Below are 23,986 nucleotides of genomic sequence, written 5' to 3' on the forward strand. Positions count from 1 at the left end.
CGCTTGATGGCTTTGGATTATCTATTGTAAATCCTTTATTACAGCAATCTTTATCGACTTAAAATCCGCTGCGGTAGTAAAATATTGCAGGCATAAAACCCAGGTAATTGCCAGCGCAAAAAGCACTTTCTGCAAAATGGGCAAAATATCCAGGTAGCTGCGGGTATAGTAAATGTAATTGCAGCAATAAAAAACCAGCAGGCAAATAACAGAAAAGACCTTAAACAAATGCAACCGCGATTTGAATATAAACACGGTAATATAAAACATGCTGATTAGCGCCAGCGTGCCCGCCGCAGTAACCATAGGATCGTGATAAGGGGTTGCCACCAGGAAGGCAAATACCATTGCACCAACCCCGCAATACCTTACTATTTTGGCCGCGCCAGCCGCCGGTATCTTGTTTGAAAAACCGAAAAAGAATAAACCAAAACTTACACTTAGAAACAGCATGCCGGTAATAGCCCAGGGCCGCGATGTATTGCCGGCGCCGTTAACTGCTTTTGCGTTAAAGAGGTTACACAGGTAATTGTTCCGCCAATCGTACCCAACTGAGGTTAGGCTATGCTGCGATCCGCCGGGGTAATACAACGTGGCAACATACAACAATGACAATGCAATAATTATCCCAAGCAGGATGGTGTGTTTTTTAAGCATGCGATTGGGTTTTAGCGTATGTTAAGGTAGCTGGTATATTTAGTTTTACAAAATATTTTTTAGTGGGAGGGGCAAGGATGCTCTTCGAAAACATTTACGCGTTTTTTGGCGATCTTAAAATTAATAGTAAAAAACTATATTTAAGCCATGAAGACAATTTTACTCTGCATGGGCTTACTTAATGCCTTCTGTGTTTCGGCACAAACCACCCGGAAAGTAGTTGACAACGAAGACTTGAACATCAGGGAAAAATATTATGTTTTAAAAACCGATAAGCAAATTAAGCAGGGCAAGTATCAGGCATTCAGTCTTTTTGGCGACCACCTGATTTGCGAGGGCTACTATAAAAACAACCTAAAAGATAGCTTATGGACTTTCTACTCCCTCAGAGAAAAGCAGATAGAAACCGGGCTTTATAAAGATGGTGAAAAGACCGGGATATGGAAAGGCGTGAATGCCGATGGAACGTTAAATGTTGAATACGATTTTACAAATAATACCCTAATGTATTTTCAACCATCCACGAGAGACACCGGCAAATTTAGGGTGATAAACGGCGCAGATACCACAAAGGTGTATGTAGACAGGCCGCCAATTTATTTGGATGGAGTTGAACGCTTTTGGGCTGTGATGATTACCGGCATGAGATATCCCATAAGCGCCAGGACAAACGCTGTACAAGGCAAGGTAATTGTCGCATTTACAATAAACGAGCGGGGCGAAAGTAGCGATTACCACATCAAGCACTCCATTGGGGCCGACTGCGATCAGGAAGCCCTGAAAGCGATTAAACGGGCCGGTGGTTATTGGCTTCCCGCTATTTTAAACGGTAAGCAGGTTGCCGTTGAGTACCAGGTGCCTATTAGTTTTACGATGGGGAATTAGGTTTACTGCAGCTGTACCAGCTGGGTATCGGAGTGCTGCATCCGCACAATTTCAACAAATTGCATGTAAAACAAGTAGTGCAACCTTTATGAGGACATTGGTGTTGCTGCCCTTAAGCGCATTGTTGAATTTTAACAGCATCACTATTTTTGGGAACGTACCGCTAAACGACGCGCTGGCCCATATAGATTTACCGTCACTTTCATCGGCACAGGTCGCTGAACAACGGAACGCCTTTGAGAAGCCCTGGTTGGTTTATTACAACATACGTACAGCTGCAAATGTTATATGTTTGGTGCTGGTTATGCTAGGCTGTATGTATAAAAAAATGCCGGGATAACGGACGGTTCTAACGCTCAAAATATTCGTTACCGTAATAGTCAATTGTGCCGCGGCGGCTATCAAGCCGTACTTCTGCAAGGCCCTGTTTCATGGTGGAGCTGCCGCTTGGAAAACGGTCGTATTTTATTGCTGTTATCAATTTTCCATCAGTATCCATTAAGCCCGATTTACCATTGAGCTCCACTATGAAGCAATTGTACCCGGGCGTTATGGATTGATAGGCAAGAGCGGTCAAGACTTTTTCCTTTGAATTCATGATGCCCCATTTGCCATCGCGCTCAAAAACATAATTCTCTTTGTTGGGGTAAAGTTCATCGTAAACGGGTGCAATTATCTTGTTGCCGCTAAGGTCAATCACTCCCTTTTTGCGGCCCTGCTCAATAATTGCAATATGGTCTGAGCGTCCTATGTACAATTGATCGTAAAGAGGTTGTACAACAAATTTTTCGCTTTTAGTAATGAGGCCGTATTTGCCATTCAGCTTAACGCGGATGAGGCCGTTTTTTAAATCGACTATTTGATCGTAAATAGGCTTGAGCAACATCTTGCCATCTATGCTCATTTCGCCGTGCTTTTCGGGCTTGTCGGGGGCGGTAGTTAAATTGAGGACTTTGTTATTATTGTAATCAAGTTCGATGGCGCCGTATTGCGGCGCTAATAGTACCTTGCCGGTGCTATCCACCAACCCATATAGCTTGGTGTAGCCCGACTTTACAACAGTTTTTAACAATCCCCGGTTAAAATAATTCAGCTCATCGTAGCTGGCCGGTAACAGCACCTTGCCACTCCTGGTAATGAGGCCCCATTTTTCATCGACAGAAAACTTTAATAAAATATTGGATTTATCAACCCCATAAAGGTTTTGCAGTTGGTCATAGTTAAGCGGAATAGCCTGTTTGCCATCAGCCGAAATCAAGCCGTATTTGCCGCCATCGCGTACAAAAAATTGAGTAAAATCAAATTTGCCGTTCCTGTTATCAGGAGTTATCGATTCGTATTTCGGCGTTATTATTTCCTTACCGTTATCCATGGCAACGCCGTACTTGCCGGCAAGCCTGGTTATTACCCAGCCATGGCCCATAAAAGTAAGATTGTCGTAAATAGCAGGCAGACCTACCGCGTTGGTTTTGTTATTGGCCGTGCCATACTTACCGTTGATTACTACCGGCCCGAAAACGGAACTGTTTTCGTCTAACGGCATGTCAATGGTAACACCAGAACTCATCTCTTCGGTTACTTTAACATCATTGTGATACATTGATGTTGTTGGCTCCGCATCGCCATAATAAACGCCTTTGGTATCCATTATTTTCCACGCGCCGTTCAACATTACTTTGACGGCAAGTACCAGCGGCTTTTTCTGTAGCGTATCAAATGCTGACACCAGTTGAAAGCCCCGTTCCTTTATAAATTGCTGAAATGCAGGCCCTGTTACATATCCGTTGGCGTCTGGTTTAAAATCATAGATTTTTTCAACTGGGGCGGGTTCAAAATATTCATTACCGTACAAGTCAACCGCGCATTTTTTACCGCTAAGCGTGGCGTAAACAATGCCATGCTGCACGGCTTTGTTATAGGTTGACGTTTCAATTTTATCATACTTAAGGGGCACAATTACCTTGAGTTCGTCGTTCAGCACACCTTGCTTTTGGTCGAGGCCGGCAATGTAGCCATAGTCTCTCATGCTGCGCAGAACGTCGTAAGTTGGCGGCAACAGCACTTTACCTGTTGCATCCATCAAACCCTGCTTGCCACCTAATTTTATGTAATAATCCTTTTTTGCGAAGTTGTACATTATAACATCATACACCGGTGGCACCACCATCACATCCTTGCGGTTTATCAGCCCCATTTTGTCGTCCGTTTTTACTATGGCAAAGCCGGCCAGGCTAAAATTTTCCAACGAAGTATATTTCACCTTTATTACCTCGTTTCCGGTAGAATCGATAAAGCCCGATTTTCTATCCGGGTAGCTGCCACGGCTTACTTTAGCCAGGCCGTCTTTTCCCGGCGCCTCGATCTGGGTATAATCCTGTGCCGATACCGGTTTGCCGTGCACATCCACCAATCCCGAAAGACGGGCGGGGTACTTGCCGGTACTTACCAAAAATAATTTGGGGCTGTAGTACGATGCCTCCTGAAACTCCGCCGGCAGCAACTGTTTGCCAAGCGTATCAATAGCGCCCATTTTTTTGTCTTGCCCTATCCCTACGCTAACCATCGCAATACCGCCTTTGCCGAATTGGCCCAAATTATCAAAAGTAAAGTCTGTAAGCTGTTTGCCAACGGCATTAAAAAGCGCGGTCTTATTATTAAGGGTTACCTTCACCAGGTCCTTAAAAGTAAAGTCGAAAAGGATTTTATCATACTTAATTGGGATTACCAGCTTGCCATCAAGCGCGATAACGCCATAGAACTTGTCCTTTTTTACTGTAAAAAGCTGTTGCTTATTGTACGAGAAGCTCACCTGGTCATAGTCAACCGGTATGATGGGGCGGCCATCAGAGTAAAACACGCCGTACAGTTTTCCGGAACGCACGTAGGATATGCTGTCGTTAAAAGGGTTCACCATATCGTAAACTGCCGGGACCCCCTCCCTGCCTGAAACATCGCGCGTGCCATACTTGCCGGTTTTGGAATATTTGGTAAAGCTGACCCGCGGGGCAACAGGACGATTGCCTGTTTTGTTGGGAGTTAACCTTACTTCATCGTCGTCGCGCATCACGTCGCCTTTAATGAAGCGGGCGTTAAGGTCGGCATCCGCTGGCTTTACAAACACTTTGCCATGATTATCAATACTGCCCCATTTGCCGTTTTTTTGAAAGGGCGCAATAACAATCAGGGGGCTCACCTGCAGGGTATCGAAACTACCCACCAACTCGTATCCCCGTGTTTTAATGAGCTGACGAAACTTAGGATCAGTTACATACCCATATTTGTTGGGCGCAAAAATTTGCGCGCAGGCAGTATGGACGAAGAATAAAAATACCGGGATTAATAAATATTTATTGATCATTTTGTATGCAATTGATAAAGCTTTCTCCGTGGGGTAACGGGCGTACAAAGATAGTTGTATTTTCGGGAAAGGCTGAGTTTTTGGTTTTGTTTGAATGAAAATACCGAGGGTGTTTTTCCGGGTGAATTACCAGCCGTGGAAGGGTTTTGCTGTTTGCTGCCTCATGGTTTCTGCTTTATCGACCATTCATAGCATTGCTTTAGATCTGCCCTGTTGGTATGGCAACTCTTGGTTTTACGGCTGATAGCACCCGGCTTAATTTTCGAGGAGCTTCACGACGAAAACGTGCTTTCAAATAATGGTGTAGTTTTTTATACATACAATTTTTTATTTAACCCCTGATTTTTATCTCGAATGAGATTAAACTATACTAATGTGAGGTAAAGGAAGATGCGGCATTGTTGTGGATTGCATGCTACCTAAAGGCGGGCCGCAAGGCTGGAGCTGGGAAATTCAACGTAAATAACAAGTTCTACTATATTATCAAATTGGCACTCATGCCCAACATTCATAACCACATGCGCTAAATTTCATGCAAAATCACCGCGCTCGGCAGCTAAATTTGAAAAAATAAAAAACAAATGAAAACTGCAATTGAACATTACGAACACAAACTTTTATTTGAAATGGACCCTTCTGATCTTTTCTCCGCATTGGAGGCGAAGGAAAACGTTGTTGTGATAGACGCCAGGAAAGATTTCGCTTTCCAAAAGGAACATATTCCCGAAGCAATAAACCTGCCCCACCGGGACATGAACGAAGACACAACAGCCAATTTCGACAAGTCGGTAATTTATGTGGTTTACTGCGACGGCATTGGCTGCAATGCGTCGACAAAAGGCGCATTAAACATGGCCAGGCTGGGGTTCAAAGTTAAGGAACTGATGGGCGGAATAGAATGGTGGAAGTTTGACGGTTATCAAACTAAAGGTTCCCACCAAACGGCCGGATTGCAGTTTCAATGCGCGTGTTAGGTTAACCTGCAGCTAAAAAAATGACTTTCAGCGTATGTACAACTAATTATAATACGGGATAATCTGCTTTGGATTTGTTAATTTTCGAAATAAAATTCGCCGTCTTAAGCGTGCTTTAACCACCGCCCGACGGCTGCTATTATCAAATTAAATGGAGATAAGACACCTACGGTTAATAAAAACAATTGCCGATGAAAAGGGGATAACTAAATCGCTTGATAAGTTATTCCTGACCCAGTCGGCAGTGAGCCACCAATTGAAAGACATTGAAGAGCGGCTTGGCGTAAAAATATTTTACAGGACCAAAAGCCAATGGGCGCTTACCAAAGAGGGCAAAATATTATACCAAACCGCCAATACTGTGTTAACCGAAATTAACAAGGCAAATGAACAGATAAACGAACTGCGCCTGGGGCACGCGGGCATCATCCGCATCAGTACAGAATGCTACACAAACTATCACTGGCTGCCCGCTTTCATGGTGAAAATGAAAGTGCTTTATCCTAATATCGAAGTTAAAATAGTGATGGAAGCTACACATAAACCGCTCCAGAAACTACTGAACAGTGAATTGGACATTGGTATTACCTCGGACCCAATGGCCGACAAAAGTATCAGGTATATCGAACTGTTTAAAGACGAGGTAATGGCGGTGGTGCCCACCGGGCACCCGTTAGCAGGCAGGAAATATCTTACAGCCGAAGATTTTGCAAACCAGCCGCTTATTATTCATTCGTATCCTTTGGAGACGGTAACCGTTCACAAGCATTTTTTGAAGGAAAGCAAAATCCAGCCACAGGAGATAATTGCAATTCCGTTGACTGAAGTTGCCCTGGAGATGGTGAAAGCTGGCATGGGGATAATGACTATGCCGAAATGGGCCCTAAAGCCGTTCGCCTCATCGTCTTTACTGAAACTGGTGCCCATTGGGCCCAAAGGATTAATACGGACGCATTATGTGGCGATAAGGCACGAGGATTCCGCCAAAAAACACTTAAAAGATTTTATTGAGAATTTAAAGGAGGAGTTACTAAAATAGGATGGAATATATAATAAGACCGCTGATGTCTGCGGATATGCCCACGTTACTGGTACTAATGGCAGAACACGCCGCCTACGAAAAAGCAATCTTCCACCCGGATGGGAAAGCGGAGCGGCTGCTTAAGGCCATTTTTGAAACACCCGTACGGCTTTACTGCGAAGTTGCCGAACGGCAGGGTGAGTTAATAGGTTTTGTTTCCTATACCTATGATTTTTCGACCTGGGATGCTGGTGAGTTTATGCACATGGACTGCCTTTTTTTGCGCGAAGAAGCAAGGGGACGGGGTTTAGGGAGGACGATATTAACAAAACTACAACAAATTGCCCGGGAAAAAGGCTGCATAAATATACAATGGCAAACACCCGACTTTAATGAGCCGGCTATCCGCTTTTATAAGAAAAATGGTGCCGGCGATTTAGCGAAGGTGAGATTTACTTATAATTTGTAGATACTCGCGCCGATAGGGTGCTTATCTTACAATCAATATTGTTTCCCCCGCGCTCACTGTATCGCCTTCCTTTAGGACCTCCTTTACAACCACTCCGTTGCGATCTGCCCTGAGATAATAGCATTGGTCGGTCGCTATGGCCTTTTCATAATTTAGCTCTGTACTGCCGGGATGTGAGTTCTGTTTATTATGGGTGTTGGGCGTTACCCAGGCCTCCCGGGCTTTATTCCTGTAAAACGCGGCGCTTATTGTAGGTGCATTAACATCTTCATATTTTAAACTGGCCAGCAGGGCGCCTTTTTTAAACCTGCTGCCTTTGTGTACATATATGCGAGCTAAAACACCATTGCAATTTAAATGTAGTTTGGTTATTTCAGGTGGCATAAACAATATTCCGGCAGGTTGATTCCCCGTTGAACTTGTCTGCAGGGCAAATAATAGGAGCAGTATGGTAATTCTCATCTTCTTTAATAATCGAATCAAAAGTACCAGCTTGCGCAGTGCCATTGAACCCGATTCTTGCGCAGTTTTCTCTTCGAACGGGGTTCGGGTACCATAAAATAATAAATTCTATCGTAAAGAAAAAGCCTGCTTCGTTAAAAATGCGGCTACCTAAGACGCTGGGCGCTAGCACTCCAGTTCGTTGTGTTGATTTGATTTTCGCGGAACGATATATTTTGCGTATTTTATAATTAGTTATTTAATATTTTAATTACAGTTAAATATTAATATTTTAATTACAGTTAAATATTAATATAAGGATACATTTGCGGCAACATCCCTCTCGGATACAATTAAACTAACAACATGAAAAAAGCGTCTTACTCTTTTAATCCCCCTATGTCGCTTTGTCGCTGCGGTACGCCCAGTTCAGAATTTCAACGAATACCGCGTAATTTTTTGATGAAGGTCTTTTTATTCTGGCTCGAGCTCAGGAGATACAGATGCCTTAAATGTCAACGCCACCATTGGGTTATCAGGTGAATGGTAAAGCGAGTTGCCTTGAGTCAGCGATAGCGTTAACTTATTGTAAAATAGGCAAATAAATATTTTTTCATTTGCCTGTTTGAAAATATTTCCTATATTTATTTTAGTTAACACTATAATCAAAAACTTCTTAATCCAAATTTTGGCAGCAGTAAGTCGATTGTTTTAGAGTTGCCGCTATCGTTATTTGTGTAATATTTCACGCAGTACTATTCGCGGTTTTTGTCCGACATTTCATCGTTACACATAAGCGCCATGAAACCAAACAACAGCATAACACAGAAAATACTTGTCAACTTTTACATGCTCGCTTCATTGGTACTTTCCGGTTGTTCTACCGGGCCGAAATACATAGCCGCGCCTCCGCCAAAGCCCGGTAGTGCCCTGGTTTATGTTTACAGGAAATACAGTAATATCGGCGCTGCCGAATACGGCCGCGTTTTCGTCAACAGTAACTTTCTTACAATATTACGGGGCGGGGGCTATGCGCCATACGAAGCAGCACAAGGCAAAGTTGTTTTTTACATAATTCACAGAACTGACCAATATGTAAATACCCGCTTCGATTCATTAACAAATGTACAAAAAACGCAGTACGAAAAGCTACGGATGGAGGTGGAACCCGGAAAGACTTACTACGTAAGATTATCTGTATCATCTTCCGGGTTCGGGATGATCCCGGTGGATACTGCCACCGGGGCAAAGGAAATTAAGGGGCTTCGCCTTGGTAAAGTTAGAGGCGATAAATAATTTTCAAATAAGAGGGACAGAACTGACAATGTAAGTTTAAGCGACGGGCGTTTAAACCCAGGAAAATCGCCTTTAAAGCAACAAACCATCCAATCAACCAATACCTTTAAAAAAAATTCAAATTGCTGTAAAAGCTGCTTCGTTAACAACGCGGGTTCGCTAAACAAACAGCGGGACATTTCCGGAGTCGATTCCATAGCCCTCCTGCCCGGATAAAGTTACTTAAAATCAACTCCACATAATTTTTTTGAAAAAAAAATTGCGCAAACGTTTGGTTTATTATATATTTGCAACCAATCGGTTTACTGTTTAAAAAAATTGTCAATTATGAAAAGTAAAATTCTATTTGTTTTATGCTTGTTAACCGGCTTGTTGTTTATCAATTCGGGGTTCGACAAATTTTTTCACTACATGCCTGTGCCAAAGGAAATGCCTAAAAAAGCAGTTAAAGCAGGAATGGCATTTATGACAATTGGCTGGATACTGCCATTAACAGGTTTTGCTGAAATTATTGGCGGTTTATTGCTGATCTTTAAAAAGACAAGGGGACTTGGGGCTATTGTAATATTGCCTGTATTAACGGGCATTGTGCTTGCTAATATCAGTATGGCGACTTTTGCCTTACCAATTGCAGCCGTAATAATTGCTATTATTGCTTGGGTGATAGTTGAAAACTGGCGCAAGTACCTGCCGATGATCAGCGAATAACCAAAATTATTTAACAATCAAATTAACAGCCAGTGAGAAGAGATGTTTTCCAGGCCATAGCCGATCCGACCAGGCGGGCAATTATAGCTTTAATAGCTTTACATGCGATGACCCCAAATGCAATAGCCGACCATTTTAATATGACCCGGCAGGCAATATCAAAACACATGAAAATTTTAACCGAGTGTGAGTTGGTGAAACCGGATCACAAGGGCAGAGAAATATATTACCAGCTGGAAATAGACAAAATTAAAGAAGTAGACAAATGGGTTGAGCAGTACCGCAAAATTTGGGAAACCCGTCTCAGCCAACTTGACGACTTATTAGCAACAATTAAAAAAACAGAAAAATGAACAGTGACCTCTTATTTGACTTTTCGGTAAACAGGGAAAACAAAACTGTTCAGATTTTACGTGAATTTAACGCCCGTATTGACCTGGTTTGGGACGCCTGGACAACACCCGAATTACTCGACCTATGGTGGGGGCCCAAACCAATGGTTGCGAAAACAAAAGTTATGAATTTTGAAGTTGACGGACGACGTTTTTTTGCTATGATAAGCCCCGACGGACAAGAACGCTGGTTTCTCCAGAAATTTACTTCCATTAGCCCCAAAACCAATTTTAAAACATACAATACTTTTGCCGACAAAGATGAAAATCCTGAATTGCCGGGTTCTGATTGGGATTTGAGTTTCAGCGAAAAAAACGGAACCACTAAAGTTAATATTACTATTACAAATGAGTCGCGCGAGCGCTTCGAGCGGATAGCTGATGGCTTTAGGGAGGGATTTACTTTGGGCTTGCAACAGCTGGACGAACTGCTGTTAACATTATCGCAAAAACAATAAAAAGAAAATTCACAATCGCCCTGACAATGTGGGTGCTAAAAACAGAAAAGAGCAAGTAAAAAAATAACAATTTAGAAATAGAAATTATGAGAGCAATCAATCCCTGGATTAACTTCAATGGGAATGCCGAAGAAGCATTCACCTTTTACAAATCAGTTTTTGGCGGAGAATTCGCAAAGATCGTTCGTTTCAAGGAACTGGCAAGTGATGAATTTCAGATACCGGAAAATGAAGCAGATAAATTAATGCACATCGCGCTACCTATCGGCCAAAACAATGTGTTAATTGCCAATGATGTTCCTGAATTTATGGGACGGGTAAGCGAAAACGAAAACAGGTCTAAAATAGCAATCAGTGCAGAAAGCCGTGAAGAGGCTGAAAGGTTATTTAACGGGTTATCAGCAGGCGGAGATATTGAAGGGCCCATTGGCGACAGTCCCTGGGGTTCATACGCAGGCATGTTTAGAGACAAATATGGTATTGAATGGATTGTGGACTTTGACCCAAATTATAACGGGTAAATTTAGCACGGCAACAAAGCGTTCCATTTTTACACGCGGAACACGTGGAACGCTGTGAAACACGCTGATTATCAATATGATTCATTTTTGATGAATTGTAAATAACTGATATTCAGTGTGTTTAATTTTACAGGATCGAATATAAAAGTAAAAAACCCGCAGGCTTGCTGGGCAAGGCGCTGCGGGGTGGCAACCGCTACGTTACAGCTCTTTATCGGCAAACATCTTTGCGTCGCGGGTGTTTTTTTGTACGGCAATTGCCGAAAACATGCTCAGGCAAAAGGCCATGGCGTAAAACCCTTTTTCGCTTCGGGCCAGGTCGGCATTCCACAGGCCAATCGTCAACAGGATCATTGCCGCAATGGCGGCAAACCAGCTCAGTCCGTAGTAAAGGTCGGTAACTGAAAGTCCTTCGGCCCTGTCCCTTACGCTTTTTTGTACCGAGATTACTGCGAATAGGCCGAACAATAAAATGGTGAAATAATAACCTTTTTCGTTCAATGCCATAGTTGCATTCGATAGGCCAATGCAATATCCGGCAAATCCAATTAAAAGGGCAAACCACGACGCTCCAATAAAGGCGGCAGTGGGTTTAAACGGGTTTCTAACTTTCTCCCCAAATTTTGTAACGGGTGAAGTAACTTCTGTTGTGTGTTGTAGCGGTTCCATTTTTATTTTGTTTTTGTGATTAATATGGAATCAAATGTCGGTTGTAAAACACACCTGCAAAAGGCAGAATACGAATATTACTGACGATATAAACTTGTAATTCTCGTACCTTTATTGCGTTAATATTGCTAATATGGACCCAATCCTGGAGTTGACCAACCTGCTCAGTAGTACTGATAAAATCCTCTTTAAACAGTTTTTGCAGCGGAAGAACAAAAGGAGCGATGTAAAAAATTTAGCTTTGCTCGATTTAATAGAAACTGACGATATTAATGGTTTAGAAAAGCTATACAATCCTAAAAAAAATAATGATGCATACCATGCGCTGCGGAAAAGGCTGCAGGATAATTTGCTGCTATTTTTATCGCAGAAAACCTTTGAAAGCAGCCATTCCGACACCTACGATGCGCTGCGCCTGGTTGTGGTGGGGCGTTTTTTGTTAGAGAATGATGTGGTTAAAATAGCGTTCAAATGTTTGGACAAGGCAGAACGGCTGGCTGAAGAGTTAGAACAGTTTAATTTGCTGAATGAGCTCTTGCTGCTGAAGCTGCAGTATGCCCATCTGCCGGGAGCAGAAGACCTCGAAGCTTTGACCCTGCGCTTCCTGCAGAACCAGGCTGATATGCAACGGGAGGCTAAGCTTAATATGGCCTATGCCTTTTTGAGGCAGGAATTGCAGCAGATACACCTGGAACGTAAAATCGTTAATCTGACGGCCCTGGTGATAGCAACGATTCGGAAATACAAAATTTCCGCGCCGGACCTGATGACCTATAAATCCGTTTACCAAATTCTTTTCATCGCGAATGAGTACGCAGCGATACAGCAGAATTACGGATTGATAGAACGTTATATCAACCTGACGAATCAATTTATGCAGGGCCAGTCGCATAAAAAACAGTCCTACCTTTTTTACCATATTTCCATCCTGTATTTTTTGGCGAACTTTCATTTGAGGCGAAAGAATTTCGCAGGCAGCGCTTCCTGGCTTAAGGAAATGATGGGTTTAATGTTAACGGATAGCCGCTATTACACAGTGTTTTATTTACGTCACCAGTTACTTGCTGCGCTCAACCTGTTCTTTACAGGCTTTGCCGACGATGCCATTGCGCTGTTACAGGAATCGCTCGCCAATACAAAGCACAGGGCCAAACCAGAAGATATTGAAGATCTGCGAATTTGCCTGGCCATGTTTTTAGCGCTGTGCGATGACCGCGGAAGTTTGAAACAGCTGACCTTACTAACGCGCACGGATGCCTGGTATGAAAAAAAAATGGGCATGTTATGGACCATTCGGAAAAACCTCGCGGAAATTTTGGTTTATGCGCAGTTCTCCAACATCGAACTTGCCATGTCGCGGCTAACCAGCTTCAGGCGCCGGTATAAAAAATACCTGCTGAAAACTTCAGAAGAACGCGTGCTGGTGTTTCTGAAGCTGGTTGAAAAATACCTGGTAAATCCCGATCTGGCTTTTGAACCGGCGTACCGAAAGTCGGTTTTAAACCTGGCCGGCGGGGTAGAAAATAACGATATCTTCACTTTGAGCTTTATTGCCTGGCTGATAGCACGCTGGGAGAAAAAAACGGCGTATAAGGTTGTGTTGGGACTTATAGAGGATGAAGGCTAGGTTGGCGAAGTTAGCCAAATGGAGGAAGGACGGCTTTATAAACTACCGGCATAGGTAATCTGTGGTTTGGGAACTACCACAGCGGGGATAAATCGGGCGCAAAATAATTTAGGAAAAAACTATCTTTAAACCATGGGGATCTTACAAAAACTGTTCGCTTTTTTCAACTCCGACACCAAAGCAATAAATGAGCAACGTATAAATCCTGCAACGCCCGACAGGATTGCAACTTTTGATGACGCAGAAAAGTATTTTAAAGCATTCGGATTATTCCAGTATTTTGAAAGCATCAAACCATCTGTCCGCCCAAAAATAGATATTGAATTAACCCCAATAGAAGAGAAAGACATTGCTATCGGCAGCAGCAAAGTTGGTGGCAGGCCTGATCTGTCGCCAGGCATAAACTGGCCAAAAACTAATGAGGAAATTCCTTTGTCATTTATTGCCCAACTGAATTGCGAAGAAATATCAAAATTTGATGATTCAGGGTTGCTGCCAAAAAGCGGGCAATTATCTTTTTTCTACTCGGCAGACCAGGACGCCTGGGGTTTCGACCCTAAGGACCGCGATAAATTTTGCGTGCTGTATAACAACAGTGTCTCCGGCTTCCGCCGGGAAAATTTCCCTGCGGAACTTCCTGAAGAAGGCATATACATCGCTAATTCGGTAGCCTTTAGTAACGCGCTAAGTTTTCCTGATGGGGGAAATGAGGCAGTTGCGGAGCTCCTTGCGGACAAAGACAGCGACAGCTACTATGACCTGGCCGCAGGCGGTGAGAACCAGGTTTTCGGTTACGCCGGGCAGATACAGGGTGAGATGGAACCGGAGTGTCAGTTGGTTACGAATGGTTTATACTGTGGCGATTCGACGGGTTACACAGACCCGAGGGCCGGTAAACTAAAAGAAGGGGCAAAAGATTGGCTACTGTTACTTCAAATTGGATCAGAAGACGAAAAAACGGCTATGATGTGGGGCGATTCCGGGCGCTTATATTTTTGGATAAGAAAACAAGATTTGGCGGCCGAAAGATTTGATAAATCGTGGTGCATATTACAATGCTGTTGATGGCTATTCCTATTTCAGGCTGCGCTACCGCAAGCGTCCTCGCTTGTGGTACGCTGACAGGTAACAAACTTTGTATTTGCGATTGAATTGCATAAATATACATCTGGATTTACCCTGCATTATCCCGAATAGCTTACGTGCTACCTAAACGCGGGCCACAAGCGAGGACGCTTGCGGCAGCGGGGGGTAAGCAAATTTCGGTTTCGGGTGGCATGTATGGGTTTTAATTTTATGCCACCCACGCCCGTTTAAGCGGCCCGTGCATTAAGGAAATAAAATATTTCGATTTATTGATGAAGCGCCTCCCGGGATTTCCGGGAGGCGCTTTTATTTGCTATTGTTTTTCCGCCGGCTCAAGCGGGACACTCCATCGGTCGGATAGAATAAGCTACAACATGCAATAATGTAATTTGCTTTCCTAAGGCTTTTTCATCCGTTTTTATAATTATCTCAAAAAAAATGAAATTATTTTTCACTGCGCAAATACACTGCGCAGTTGCCCTCAACCTTTGTATCAACAAACAAAATAAGAAGGGAGGTTCCCACAATGAAATTTAACTTACTAAGCAAGGCAAAAACACAGGTCACCAACTACGAAGGTGCGAAGGCATTTACCATGAGCGCCGAAATGGAGCTCTACTCAACAGTGGTTACCTGGAGCCTGAACGATTCGTTTTACGAAAAAAACGAGGACCGCTTAAACCGCCTGCGTGGCCTAATTGCCAAATGCGATGCTGAATTTGTTGGTAAGCTGGCGGTTTATGCCCGCACCAAAATGTATATGCGTTCGGTGCCATTGGTTTTGGTTGCTGAATTGGCTAAGCTGCACTCGGGCGACAATTTGGTCGCCCGGGTTACAGCCGGGGTGGTAAACCGTGCCGACGAAATAACTGAGCTATTGGCCTGCTACGAGCTGATGAACAAGCGTACCGGCACTAAAACGCTGAACCGCTTATCGAAGCAGTTGCAAAAAGGTTTAACAACCGCGTTTAACCGGTTTGATGAGTACCAGTTTGCCAAGTACAACCGCGATGGTGCCATAAAATTGCGCGACGCCTCCTGTTCGACCTGAAAGGCTATGGTAAAGCGCCATTGCAGTTATTGCAAAACGACGTGTACCTGGTATCCGGCTGGAGCGACAAAGTTTTCGATATGTTAGCTGCATTAGAAAACGGTGAAACCGCGCTCAGCGAAATAAATAAAATAGTGTTATAGCCCCCTAACCCCCTAAAGGGGGAATGGAAGCTACCTGAAGTCGGGAATTTAAACTCCCCCTTCAGGGGGCCGGGGGGCAAAAATTTAAGGATGCCGTAGAAACGGGTTACTTCGCTACCATTAAGGGGGAGGGCAGTGCGGCGCAAGCTGTGCTGAGGGTTCGAGTCCCTATGGCAACCCCCCGAACCTGCGTCGCCAGTTGCTCCTTAAAAATAAAAAGGTGTCGTAAATAAGTGTTACTTCGATTCCAAGACTGAGGTCGCCGGTTCGAGTCCGGCCCCGTAAAAGGGTAGTTGAGATGGTTAAAACGCAGAGAAAATTGCACTTATTACCTGTTACCCTTTTTTAAAGAAATTATCAAGATATCCCAACCGCGCCTTCGGTAAAACGGAACGCGGGGACGATATAAGTTGAAGGTGTCGTAAACGAGTGTTACTTCGATTGATAACCCCCAGGTCGCCGGTTCGAGTCCGGCCTTTAGCAACAGCTAAAGTAGCTCAGTTTGGTTAGAGCAGGGGCACCGAAAGGTGCAGGTCACTTGTTGCTTGTTGCCCTTCTATTTACCCCCTAACCCTCTAAAGGGGGAATATAAAATTAAAAAAAGTTCTCCGCTCCCCCTTTAGGGGGCTGGGGGGCCAGAGGTGTCGTAAATAAGTGTTACTTCGGGATCCTGGGGTTGCCGGTTCGAGTCCGGCCTTGCCGACCAACGTCAGCTTGTAGCTCAACCCGGTAGAGCACAGGGTTATAGTCACTTGTTGCTTTTTACCCTCTTTTCCCCCTAACCCCCTAAAGGGGGAATTAAAAGTCTTCCCGCTCCCCCTTTAGGGGGCTTGGGGGCCTAAGAAGATGCAGTAGGTTAGCGTTACTTCGCCTGTTAAGCAAATAACGAACGCTGGTCGCTTTTGCTCTTCTTTTATTCATAAACTAAAAGGTGCCGTAAACCGGTGATACTTCGGTTAGAACATCCGTTACGCGGAAGGACGTCGGTTCAAATCCGGCCAGTAATTAATTTTACAAGTAGTTCAGTATTATCTCTCACCGGTTGTTTTTTGCCCTTTATTAATGAAAGATGCCGTAGGCAGGTGATACTTCGCTGGTTGAAAACATGCAGCAATGCATGAATACAGGTTCGAATCCTGAAATGCACCCGCCGCTTGTTGCTCTTTTATTCTTTTATAGTTTTTTGCCGCTTAGGTTAAATGGCTTTTATAAGCAAACCAATAACTGCAGCAATGCCAATGATATAGGGTTCCTGTAGTTTTTTGATATAAACCAATCCCAATACGGCTGCAATCGCGATTAAAGCAGTTGGTATATCGGTAATGGAACGCAGCCCGATAATAATAACAGAACCCACCAAAGCCCCGATAACCGACGCAGTAATGCCCTCCACAAAAGCTTTAATGCTGACATTCTTAGCAATCTTTTTAAAAGACGGCGCCAGGGCAACAGTAAATAAATAGCAGGGCAGAAAAGTAGCCAACGCTGCTACACAAGCCCCAGGGAAACCAGCAACCAAATAGCCGATAAAACCGACGGTAATCACCACCGGCCCCGGAGTGATCATGGCTACAGCTACAGAATCGACAAACTGGTGTTCGTTCAGCCAGCCAAACTCCTTAACCACACCGCCATGCAGGAACGGCACAATAGCCAATCCACTGCCAAATACAAATGCGCCTGCCTTTAAAAAGAACAGCCCCATTTCCTGCAAAGTTTTACCATCATATTTCCAAAACCCCGTGCTGATAAGCACGCTTACTGGAAGCACAGCCGGTCTTTTCAACCACTGGGGCGGAGCTTTTATCAGCATATACAGAATGCCGCAAGTGAGAAATAACAGTATTTCTTCTTTTTGCGTAATCACAGTAATGGCAATACCAACGGAGTAGAACAACCACAACAACCACTTCGACCTCATGGCTGACGGCTCAAACTTGCTGATAGATTTAATAGTTAGCTTATAAGCGCTCATCCCGATAATACCAATAACAGCGGCACCCACACCGTAGAATACCGCCTGCATCCAGGCCAGCCCGCCGTACAACTGGTAGGCCATACCTAATAATACCACCATTATAAACGATGGCAATATGAAAGCCAGCCCTGTTAATGTAGCACCTACAAGCCCATAATGCACGAAGCCAATATAGATGCCCAATTGCGCGGCCAAGGGCCCTGGCGCCAGTTGGGCCAATGCCAACCCCTCTTTGTATTCTTCATCAGTCAGCCAGCCCTTATCCTCCACCAAATCGCGGTGCATATAGCCCACTAAAGCCACCGGGCCGCCAAAACCCCAGGTGCCAAGCTTCAGGTAATACTTTGTTATCTGTAACAAAGTATAGACTGGTTTTTGTTTTATCAACTGCTCTGCCATGTATGTTTTTCCTCTTGTACATATTTTGCCCAACTATACAAGGCGTCATAAATTATCATCCCGGTTGCCAGTTGTTCATGATCGTCTTTAAAGTTATGAGACAGGCCGGCTGAAATAGCCCAAAGCCCAGCTGCTTGTTGCGCCAGGTCAAAACGCGCGGTATCCGCACCGCGTACAATTAATCCAATTTGCAGCAGCGCCGGGTCGGTCAGTTCATGCTTTTTCAGGATATAATCGAACGTACAAAACTCACCCTCATGCGTATATTCAACCCCGCCGATATCATATGCTATGGCATTTAATTTTTTTGCGCGCTCAATTACTTCTTCAGCCGGAACAAAAACAAACTCAGCATCCCGGTCGACAAAGTTTTTGATAAGCCAGGGACAGGCAATACGGTCAATTTTTGGCCGTTCACGGGTGATCCATTTCATCGGAAATTGGTTTTAAAAGACCGTTTATTTTACATCTTCATCCCACCCATTGAACTCTTTTTACCCAGTTCGTCCAATGCTGCTCTGAACCCTTTGGCGAGTTCCCCCGCCTGGCCCTTACCCAAATAGTGGAGAAATATGATATGCGGATCATCATTTAGCATGTGGCTGTGAACAGCAACTACTTCAATATTATGCTGACGCAAGGTTTTGATCACATTATTCACTTCGCCCGGCAGCATGGCAATATCACCGGCTATCTGGGCATCATCCTGCTTTCCGGCGAAAGAGGCCCAAGTGTTCAACCCGATGTTCGTGGTCATTTCAACCCCCATCATCATTACCTTAAGGTCGCTGCGCCCTATGGTATATTTATAGGTCGGGCCGTTTACCGTTCCGGTATATTTAACAATAGCATCAAGGGCCGGAATATCAAAATTTTCTTTGCCTGTAACTGTCGGTGGCGGACCAGCGGGAGGCTGATTTGCCGGGAAAATTTTGCTGTCGCGGATAGTATCGGCATATCTTTTAGCAAGGTCTGCAACGCTGCCCATTCCTTGAATGTGCATGTAAAAAATCCGGGGCTCCTCATAAAAAAAGTGGTTATGGATAGCGCTAATCTCCAAACCATTTGCTTGTGCAGCTGATATTAAGGGATTAACTTCTTCCTGCAGCAACACTGTGTCCCCCATTATCATGGCTGATTTTCCGTCAACAGATTTTTTAAATGATACCCAGCCGCCAAAACCGAATGGGATGGGAACGGGTACACCTTTAACCGTAACTTTCAAATCGTTGCGGGGCAGTGGGGTGGTGTGTACTGATTCTGCTTCTTTGTAACTGCCTTTTTTACCGAGTGCCGTTTCTATGGCGGTAATTTCTTCGGGTGTAAGTGCAGGAGTTTTTCCCGATGGCATGGGAATAGCTTTTAGCTTATCAACCGGCAATAGCAAAGTTGCGCCGGCAAGTGCGGTAGTTTGCAGGAATTGCCTGCGATTGTTTTCGGATGTCTTCATAGTGGATTGTTTGTATTTGGTATATACAATATTACAAACAAAGCCACGCTATAAATAGCACGGATTTAACTATTGGTATCCATTTTACTTTTTCCGGTATTTTTTTTATAAAGGGTAGGCGTTTGGCCGGTTTGCTTTTTGAATATGCGCGTAAAATGGCTCTGGTCAGAAAAACCGGTGAGGTAAGCGATCTCTGTTAATGAATAATCCGTGTTTCCCATCAGGTGCATAGCTTTTTCAATGCGCAGCTTCCTTATGTATTCCCCAAATGACAGGTTCTCAAAGTATTTGGAAAACTCCCTTGATAAATACGCCGGGTTAATTTCCAGTTGACCGGATACCTGCTGTAAGCTTAAGGCCATATTGGTATCCACTTGGTCCTGTATCATTTCTTTAAGCTCAATTGCCCATTCTGGTGCTTTTTTCGATTTATTTTGCTTGATATATTTATGATATACTTCCAGCAGCATTTGTTCAACCGGCCCGGCCTGGGTGTGTTTCATTTGGTATAATTGTTTGGCCCAACTGTACAGTCCGTCATAAATGGTCATTCCAAGGTTCAGTAGTTCATGGTCGTCTTTTATATTGTACCCCAACCCTGAAAAAATCGCTTCCAGTCCTGCTGATTGTGGGGCAAAATCATGCCGGTCGGTATCTGCGCCGCGAACGATGGCCGCTACCCGGTCAAGCGCTGCATCTTTAAGTTGGTGTTTCCTGATAAAATAATCAAAGGTGCACTGGTCGTCATAATGTGTGTATTCTACGCCCGGTAAGTCAAATGGGATGGCATTTAGGTCGGCCGCTTTGGAGATTACATCGGCAAAGGGCACATAGATAATCTCGGCTTCTGCGTCAATAAACCGCTTGATTAGCCACGGGCAGGCGATGCGGTCGATCTTGGGGTGTTCACGGGTAATCCATTTCATGCCTAACAAATAAGCCCAAAGTTAGTATAATAACGATACACGTTCCCGGATATAGTATCCGTTTTATAATTCCGGTTAATCGTTATGTTCGCAAACAGTCACAGTAATTTCTATACTTTTAACTTCTATACTTTCGAATTATCATCATCATCCAAAACAAAAAGAGACTGCTTTTTTGAAACAGTCTCTTTTTGCTTAGATAATAAAAACTCAGCTCTATGGCAGCGTTGCCGAAATAGTGATGCTGTTTGAGTTTCCGTTACTTTGGGTGGTTTGATTGCCATCAATAAATATCTTGCCACCAACATTACTGCCATCAGTGCTGATTGCAGCCAGTTTAAGCATTAACCCATGATCTGTTGACGAAAAGCTCGTGGTCCAGTTGGCATCTGCATTGGTTACTGTCTTGACGTCCCCGTTCTGATCGGTGTAGGTAACCGTTGATCTCGCGCTGCCCTGGATGCTATATTTTACAACGTGCGACTTATCCTTTTTGCACGAAAAAGTAAAAACAGCGATCAGCGTAAAAAGAGAAAGGACAATGATTTTTTTCATTTTTAGAGTTACCATAAGTTAAATAGTTGCGTTACCGAATAATCGTTTAATTAGTTGATTATCACTTTGCTTTATAGGTAACAAAAAAGTTACAAATTTGTTTTAATGAACTCTTAAACTAAAATATTTCATGGGGGTATTTAGCCCCCGGTGACAAAGTTTTGCTTTAGCAACTACCGTGCAATAAGCGCCACGTTTTTACTACCTTTGATGACAATGTTCAGGCAAATTACATGCGGCTTACTGGCTTGCCTGTTTTTAACAGGCAGCATGATGCTGCCTTTAGGCGATTTTTCCTTATTGCGCGATATTCCCAAAATGTACCAGAATTACACCAGGATCACTTCTGCGGAAGAGATGGGTGTCATTGATTTTATCGGAGACTACCTGCTGCACGGTAAAGACCTTTTTGGGCATAACGAACATGACAAGACACCGTTAAAAGGGTCCGATGTTCAATTCCAGCACCAGGCCAGCCAGTTGAATATTGTTTTTTCGCATAGCCCGATCCTCTTGTTAAACACGCATATAGTTGTCAGGATACATCCTGTATTCGTACCCAATTTTTATAGCTCAGATTACCGCAATAAACTCTTCAGGCCGCCGCTCGCCTGATATTGATTCCTCAATTATAATTTCTGAGTCTATTATTCATTTGCCCCGGGCTTTAGCCTGTAGCTATTATTTCTATATACATGAAAAGAATTTTCATGATGCTGCCCATAATGCTGCTTTTTTGCAGCGTAATGGCCCAAAATACCTTTAGAGCGAAAATCCTCAACATTCAAACTAAAGCGCCGCTGAAAGGCGCGACCGCGAGTATACCCGGCCTGAAAATATCAGCCGCCGCTGATACAAGCGGCTTAATTACTATAGCTAATATTCCGAACGGTAAATTTGAGATCGGGATCACTTATGTCGGTTTCGCCAAAAGCGAAACTGTTTACACTTTTCCGCAAAAAAATCCGGGGCAAATCGTGGAGATTAGCCTGGAACCCTCAACAGGTGAACTGGCCGAAGTGGTAGTGCAAACCACCCGTACTAATCAGAACTTACGCGATGTTCCCACGCGGATAGAGGCCTTACCGCAGGAAGAACTGGATGAAAAAAGCACGATGCGCCCGGGAGACATAAAAATGCTGTTAGGTGAAACTACTGGCATCCATGTACAGCAAACCTCGGCAGTCAGCGGAACCGCAAGCTTTCGTATCCAGGGTTTGGACAGCCGCTATACCCAATTGTTGCAGGATGGCATGCCGCTGTATTCCGGCTTTTCCGGCAATTTAAGTTTGTTACAGATCAGCCCCCTGGATTTGAGGCAGGTGGAATTTATAAAAGGATCGGCATCCACTTTGTACGGTGGCGGCGCCATCGCTGGTTTGGTTAACCTCATCAGCAAAGTACCAGGGGAAACACCTGAGCTGACGGTGCTATTAAACGGCACTACCGCCAAAGGCGCCGATGCCAGTATTTTTTACAGCCAAAAATGGCAACATATAGGCACCACAATATTTGGCTCTTATAACTATAACGGGGCCTATGATCCGTCAAAAAACGGTTTATCGGCAATTCCGCAAACCAATCGCTTTACCATCAACCCCAAAGTGTTCCTGTATATGGACGATCATAATTCTGGCTGGGTTGGTGTGAACACCACGTATGAGAATCGTTTAGGTGGCGATATCCAGGTAATAGATGGTAAGGCCGATAATGCCCATCAGTATTTTGAACGAAATAAAACTTTCCGTTTTTCTACCCAGTTGTCTTTCACCCATAAAATTGACGGGCAAAACATCGTCAATTTTAAAAATACCGTCGGCTATTTCGACCGCCAATTGGGCGAACAGGGATTTGACTTCAAAGGCAGGCAGCTGTCTTCTTTTACCGAGTTAAATTATGTGCGCAATGCTAAAAAAGCCTCCTGGGTAGCCGGTGCCGATCTGATCACTGACCATTTCACTGCAAAGCCACCACAAAGCCATTTGAACTACAATTTGACTACTGTTGGCGCTTTTATACAAAACACCTATAAAGCTACCCAATGGTTTTCCCTGGAATCGGGGTTAAGGTTAGACGATAACTCCCCTGCCCCTAACCAGCCATCAAGCGGGCTTTTTTTCTTGCCGAGGGTAAACGCTTTATTTAAGATCACCAACCACCTTACCAGCCGCATCGGTGGCGGGTTGGGTTACAAAATGCCCACGCTGTTTAACGATGAAAGCGAAAGGGATGGCTACCAGCATACCCAGCCACTAAACATCGGGAATACCCGGGCAGAGCAATCGTACGGACTAAATGGCGATTTGAATTACCGCAATAAATTGGGTGATGAAGCTGTGATCAATATCAACCAATTGTTCTTTTCCACACGGGTTGACCGCCCATTGATCCTGCAAAACAATTTTTTTATAAATGCGCCCGGCTATTTGACTACTCAAGGGGCAGAAACCAATATCAAACTAACAATGGATGAACTGGTGTTTTACCTGGGCTATATTTATACAGACACCAGGCAACATTTTAGCGGACTGACCAACACCCACCCCCTGACGCCTAAACACCAGTTTAGCTTTGATTGCACTTATGAGATTGAAGGCAGTTTCCGCTTTGGAGCTGAAAGCTTTTATACCGGGCCGCAACTGTTGAGTGATGGGACTACCGGCAAAGGGTTTGTAACTTTTGGCTTGCTGGTCCAAAAAATGTGGAAGCACCTGGATATTTTTGTGAACGCGGAGAACCTGACCGACCGACGGCAAACAAAATGGGGCAGCATTTATACCGGTAATATCACCAACCCGGATTTTAAAGATTTATACGCGCCGTTGGATGGTGTTGTGGTAAATGCAGGGATAAGAATAAAGATTTTAAACTAATACTACAGGAAAATTACAGAAACTAACCCTACATTAGATTATCAGCTAT

General features: G+C 44.0%; 24 protein-coding genes. 15 read left to right on the top strand and 9 right to left on the bottom strand.

The window, feature by feature from the left end; translation table 11 throughout:
* Positions 1 to 21 precede the first annotated feature (21 nt).
* Positions 22 to 657, bottom strand: coding sequence for a hypothetical protein (locus NAF19_RS07140; RefSeq protein ID WP_252789132.1), 636 nt, complete (start codon positions 655 to 657; stop codon positions 22 to 24).
* A 147-nt stretch (positions 658 to 804) separates the two neighbouring features.
* Between NAF19_RS07140 and NAF19_RS07145 the strand changes: the two genes are divergently transcribed.
* Positions 805 to 1,542: an energy transducer TonB gene (locus NAF19_RS07145; protein WP_252789133.1), complete on the top strand. Its 738-nt coding sequence runs from the start codon at positions 805 to 807 to the stop codon at positions 1,540 to 1,542.
* Between the two features lie 88 nt (positions 1,543 to 1,630).
* The gene (locus tag NAF19_RS07150; RefSeq protein WP_252789134.1) at positions 1,631 to 1,882 is read left to right on the top strand and encodes an anthrone oxygenase family protein; all 252 of its coding nucleotides are present in this window, start codon (positions 1,631 to 1,633) and stop codon (positions 1,880 to 1,882) included.
* 9 nt (positions 1,883 to 1,891) lie between these two features.
* Here NAF19_RS07150 and NAF19_RS07155 read toward each other — a convergent pair whose 3' ends face one another.
* Positions 1,892 to 4,900 (bottom strand): WG repeat-containing protein, encoded by a 3,009-nt coding sequence (locus tag NAF19_RS07155; RefSeq protein WP_252789135.1) that lies wholly within the window; start codon positions 4,898 to 4,900, stop codon positions 1,892 to 1,894.
* 581 nt (positions 4,901 to 5,481) lie between these two features.
* Between NAF19_RS07155 and NAF19_RS07160 the strand changes: the two genes are divergently transcribed.
* From NAF19_RS07160 to NAF19_RS07170, 3 genes are all read left to right on the top strand, one after another.
* Complete coding sequence (locus tag NAF19_RS07160; protein WP_252789136.1) at positions 5,482 to 5,874, top strand: rhodanese-like domain-containing protein; 393 nt, start codon at positions 5,482 to 5,484, stop codon at positions 5,872 to 5,874.
* A 151-nt stretch (positions 5,875 to 6,025) separates the two neighbouring features.
* The gene (locus tag NAF19_RS07165) at positions 6,026 to 6,913 is read left to right on the top strand and encodes a LysR family transcriptional regulator (RefSeq protein WP_252789137.1); all 888 of its coding nucleotides are present in this window, start codon (positions 6,026 to 6,028) and stop codon (positions 6,911 to 6,913) included.
* A gap of 1 nt (position 6,914) precedes the next feature.
* Positions 6,915 to 7,364: a GNAT family N-acetyltransferase gene (locus tag NAF19_RS07170; RefSeq protein ID WP_252789138.1), complete on the top strand. Its 450-nt coding sequence runs from the start codon at positions 6,915 to 6,917 to the stop codon at positions 7,362 to 7,364.
* Between the two features lie 21 nt (positions 7,365 to 7,385).
* Here the strand turns inward: NAF19_RS07170 and NAF19_RS07175 are convergent, their stop codons facing one another.
* On the bottom strand, positions 7,386 to 7,826 hold the full coding sequence (locus tag NAF19_RS07175) for a biotin/lipoyl attachment domain-containing protein (protein WP_252789139.1): 441 nt from the start codon (positions 7,824 to 7,826) through the stop codon (positions 7,386 to 7,388).
* A gap of 780 nt (positions 7,827 to 8,606) precedes the next feature.
* Between NAF19_RS07175 and NAF19_RS07180 the strand changes: the two genes are divergently transcribed.
* The 5 genes from NAF19_RS07180 to NAF19_RS07200 all read left to right on the top strand — a co-directional run bounded on the left by NAF19_RS07180 (position 8,607) and on the right by NAF19_RS07200 (position 11,180).
* Positions 8,607 to 9,101 carry a DUF2846 domain-containing protein gene (locus NAF19_RS07180; RefSeq protein ID WP_252789140.1) on the top strand — a complete coding sequence of 165 codons (495 nt, stop codon included), beginning with the start codon at positions 8,607 to 8,609 and terminating at the stop codon, positions 9,099 to 9,101.
* 327 nt (positions 9,102 to 9,428) lie between these two features.
* Positions 9,429 to 9,809 carry a DoxX family membrane protein gene (locus NAF19_RS07185; protein ID WP_252789141.1) on the top strand — a complete coding sequence of 127 codons (381 nt, stop codon included), beginning with the start codon at positions 9,429 to 9,431 and terminating at the stop codon, positions 9,807 to 9,809.
* 32 nt (positions 9,810 to 9,841) lie between these two features.
* On the top strand, positions 9,842 to 10,162 hold the full coding sequence (locus tag NAF19_RS07190; protein ID WP_252789142.1) for an ArsR/SmtB family transcription factor: 321 nt from the start codon (positions 9,842 to 9,844) through the stop codon (positions 10,160 to 10,162).
* Positions 10,159 to 10,659, top strand: coding sequence for an SRPBCC family protein (locus tag NAF19_RS07195; protein WP_252789143.1), 501 nt, complete (start codon positions 10,159 to 10,161; stop codon positions 10,657 to 10,659). Before NAF19_RS07190 ends, NAF19_RS07195 begins: the two co-directional genes overlap by 4 nt.
* Positions 10,660 to 10,745: 86 nt before the next feature.
* Entirely contained in the window at positions 10,746 to 11,180 is a 435-nt protein-coding gene (locus NAF19_RS07200) for a VOC family protein (RefSeq protein WP_252789144.1), read from the top strand.
* Between the two features lie 201 nt (positions 11,181 to 11,381).
* On the opposite strand, the gene yiaA is transcribed toward NAF19_RS07200, so the two are convergent.
* Complete coding sequence (gene yiaA, locus NAF19_RS07205; RefSeq protein ID WP_252789145.1) at positions 11,382 to 11,849, bottom strand: inner membrane protein YiaA; 468 nt, start codon at positions 11,847 to 11,849, stop codon at positions 11,382 to 11,384.
* 133 nt (positions 11,850 to 11,982) lie between these two features.
* Here yiaA and NAF19_RS07210 point away from each other — a divergent pair, with 133 nt between their 5' ends.
* The 3 genes from NAF19_RS07210 to NAF19_RS07220 all read left to right on the top strand — a co-directional run bounded on the left by NAF19_RS07210 (position 11,983) and on the right by NAF19_RS07220 (position 15,613).
* Positions 11,983 to 13,476 (top strand): hypothetical protein, encoded by a 1,494-nt coding sequence (locus NAF19_RS07210; RefSeq protein ID WP_252789146.1) that lies wholly within the window; start codon positions 11,983 to 11,985, stop codon positions 13,474 to 13,476.
* A 132-nt stretch (positions 13,477 to 13,608) separates the two neighbouring features.
* A complete protein-coding gene (locus tag NAF19_RS07215; protein ID WP_252789147.1) occupies positions 13,609 to 14,541 on the top strand; it encodes a YwqG family protein in 933 nt (310 codons plus the stop codon).
* A 547-nt stretch (positions 14,542 to 15,088) separates the two neighbouring features.
* Complete coding sequence (locus NAF19_RS07220) at positions 15,089 to 15,613, top strand: TROVE domain-containing protein (protein ID WP_252789148.1); 525 nt, start codon at positions 15,089 to 15,091, stop codon at positions 15,611 to 15,613.
* A gap of 1,338 nt (positions 15,614 to 16,951) precedes the next feature.
* Here the strand turns inward: NAF19_RS07220 and NAF19_RS07225 are convergent.
* The 5 genes from NAF19_RS07225 to NAF19_RS07245 form a co-directional block, all read right to left on the bottom strand.
* Positions 16,952 to 18,133: a chromate transporter gene (locus tag NAF19_RS07225; RefSeq protein ID WP_252789149.1), complete on the bottom strand. Its 1,182-nt coding sequence runs from the start codon at positions 18,131 to 18,133 to the stop codon at positions 16,952 to 16,954.
* Positions 18,118 to 18,567, bottom strand: coding sequence for a chromate resistance protein ChrB domain-containing protein (locus tag NAF19_RS07230; RefSeq protein WP_252789150.1), 450 nt, complete (start codon positions 18,565 to 18,567; stop codon positions 18,118 to 18,120). Before NAF19_RS07230 ends, NAF19_RS07225 begins: the two co-directional genes overlap by 16 nt.
* 29 nt (positions 18,568 to 18,596) lie before the next feature.
* On the bottom strand, positions 18,597 to 19,583 hold the full coding sequence (locus NAF19_RS07235; protein WP_252789151.1) for a DUF1259 domain-containing protein: 987 nt from the start codon (positions 19,581 to 19,583) through the stop codon (positions 18,597 to 18,599).
* Between the two features lie 65 nt (positions 19,584 to 19,648).
* Entirely contained in the window at positions 19,649 to 20,509 is an 861-nt protein-coding gene (locus NAF19_RS07240; protein ID WP_252789152.1) for a chromate resistance protein ChrB domain-containing protein, read from the bottom strand.
* Between the two features lie 216 nt (positions 20,510 to 20,725).
* Complete coding sequence (locus NAF19_RS07245; protein WP_252789153.1) at positions 20,726 to 21,064, bottom strand: MmpS family transport accessory protein; 339 nt, start codon at positions 21,062 to 21,064, stop codon at positions 20,726 to 20,728.
* Between the two features lie 216 nt (positions 21,065 to 21,280).
* Here NAF19_RS07245 and NAF19_RS07250 point away from each other — a divergent pair, with 216 nt between their 5' ends.
* A complete protein-coding gene (locus NAF19_RS07250) occupies positions 21,281 to 21,679 on the top strand; it encodes a hypothetical protein (protein ID WP_252789154.1) in 399 nt (132 codons plus the stop codon).
* A gap of 80 nt (positions 21,680 to 21,759) precedes the next feature.
* Positions 21,760 to 23,937, top strand: a complete 2,178-nt coding sequence (locus NAF19_RS07255) for a TonB-dependent receptor (RefSeq protein WP_252789155.1) — start codon at positions 21,760 to 21,762, stop codon at positions 23,935 to 23,937.
* Positions 23,938 to 23,986 lie beyond the last annotated feature (49 nt).

This window comes from Mucilaginibacter flavidus (genome assembly GCF_024055575.1).
Taxonomy (GTDB): domain Bacteria; phylum Bacteroidota; class Bacteroidia; order Sphingobacteriales; family Sphingobacteriaceae; genus Mucilaginibacter; species Mucilaginibacter flavidus.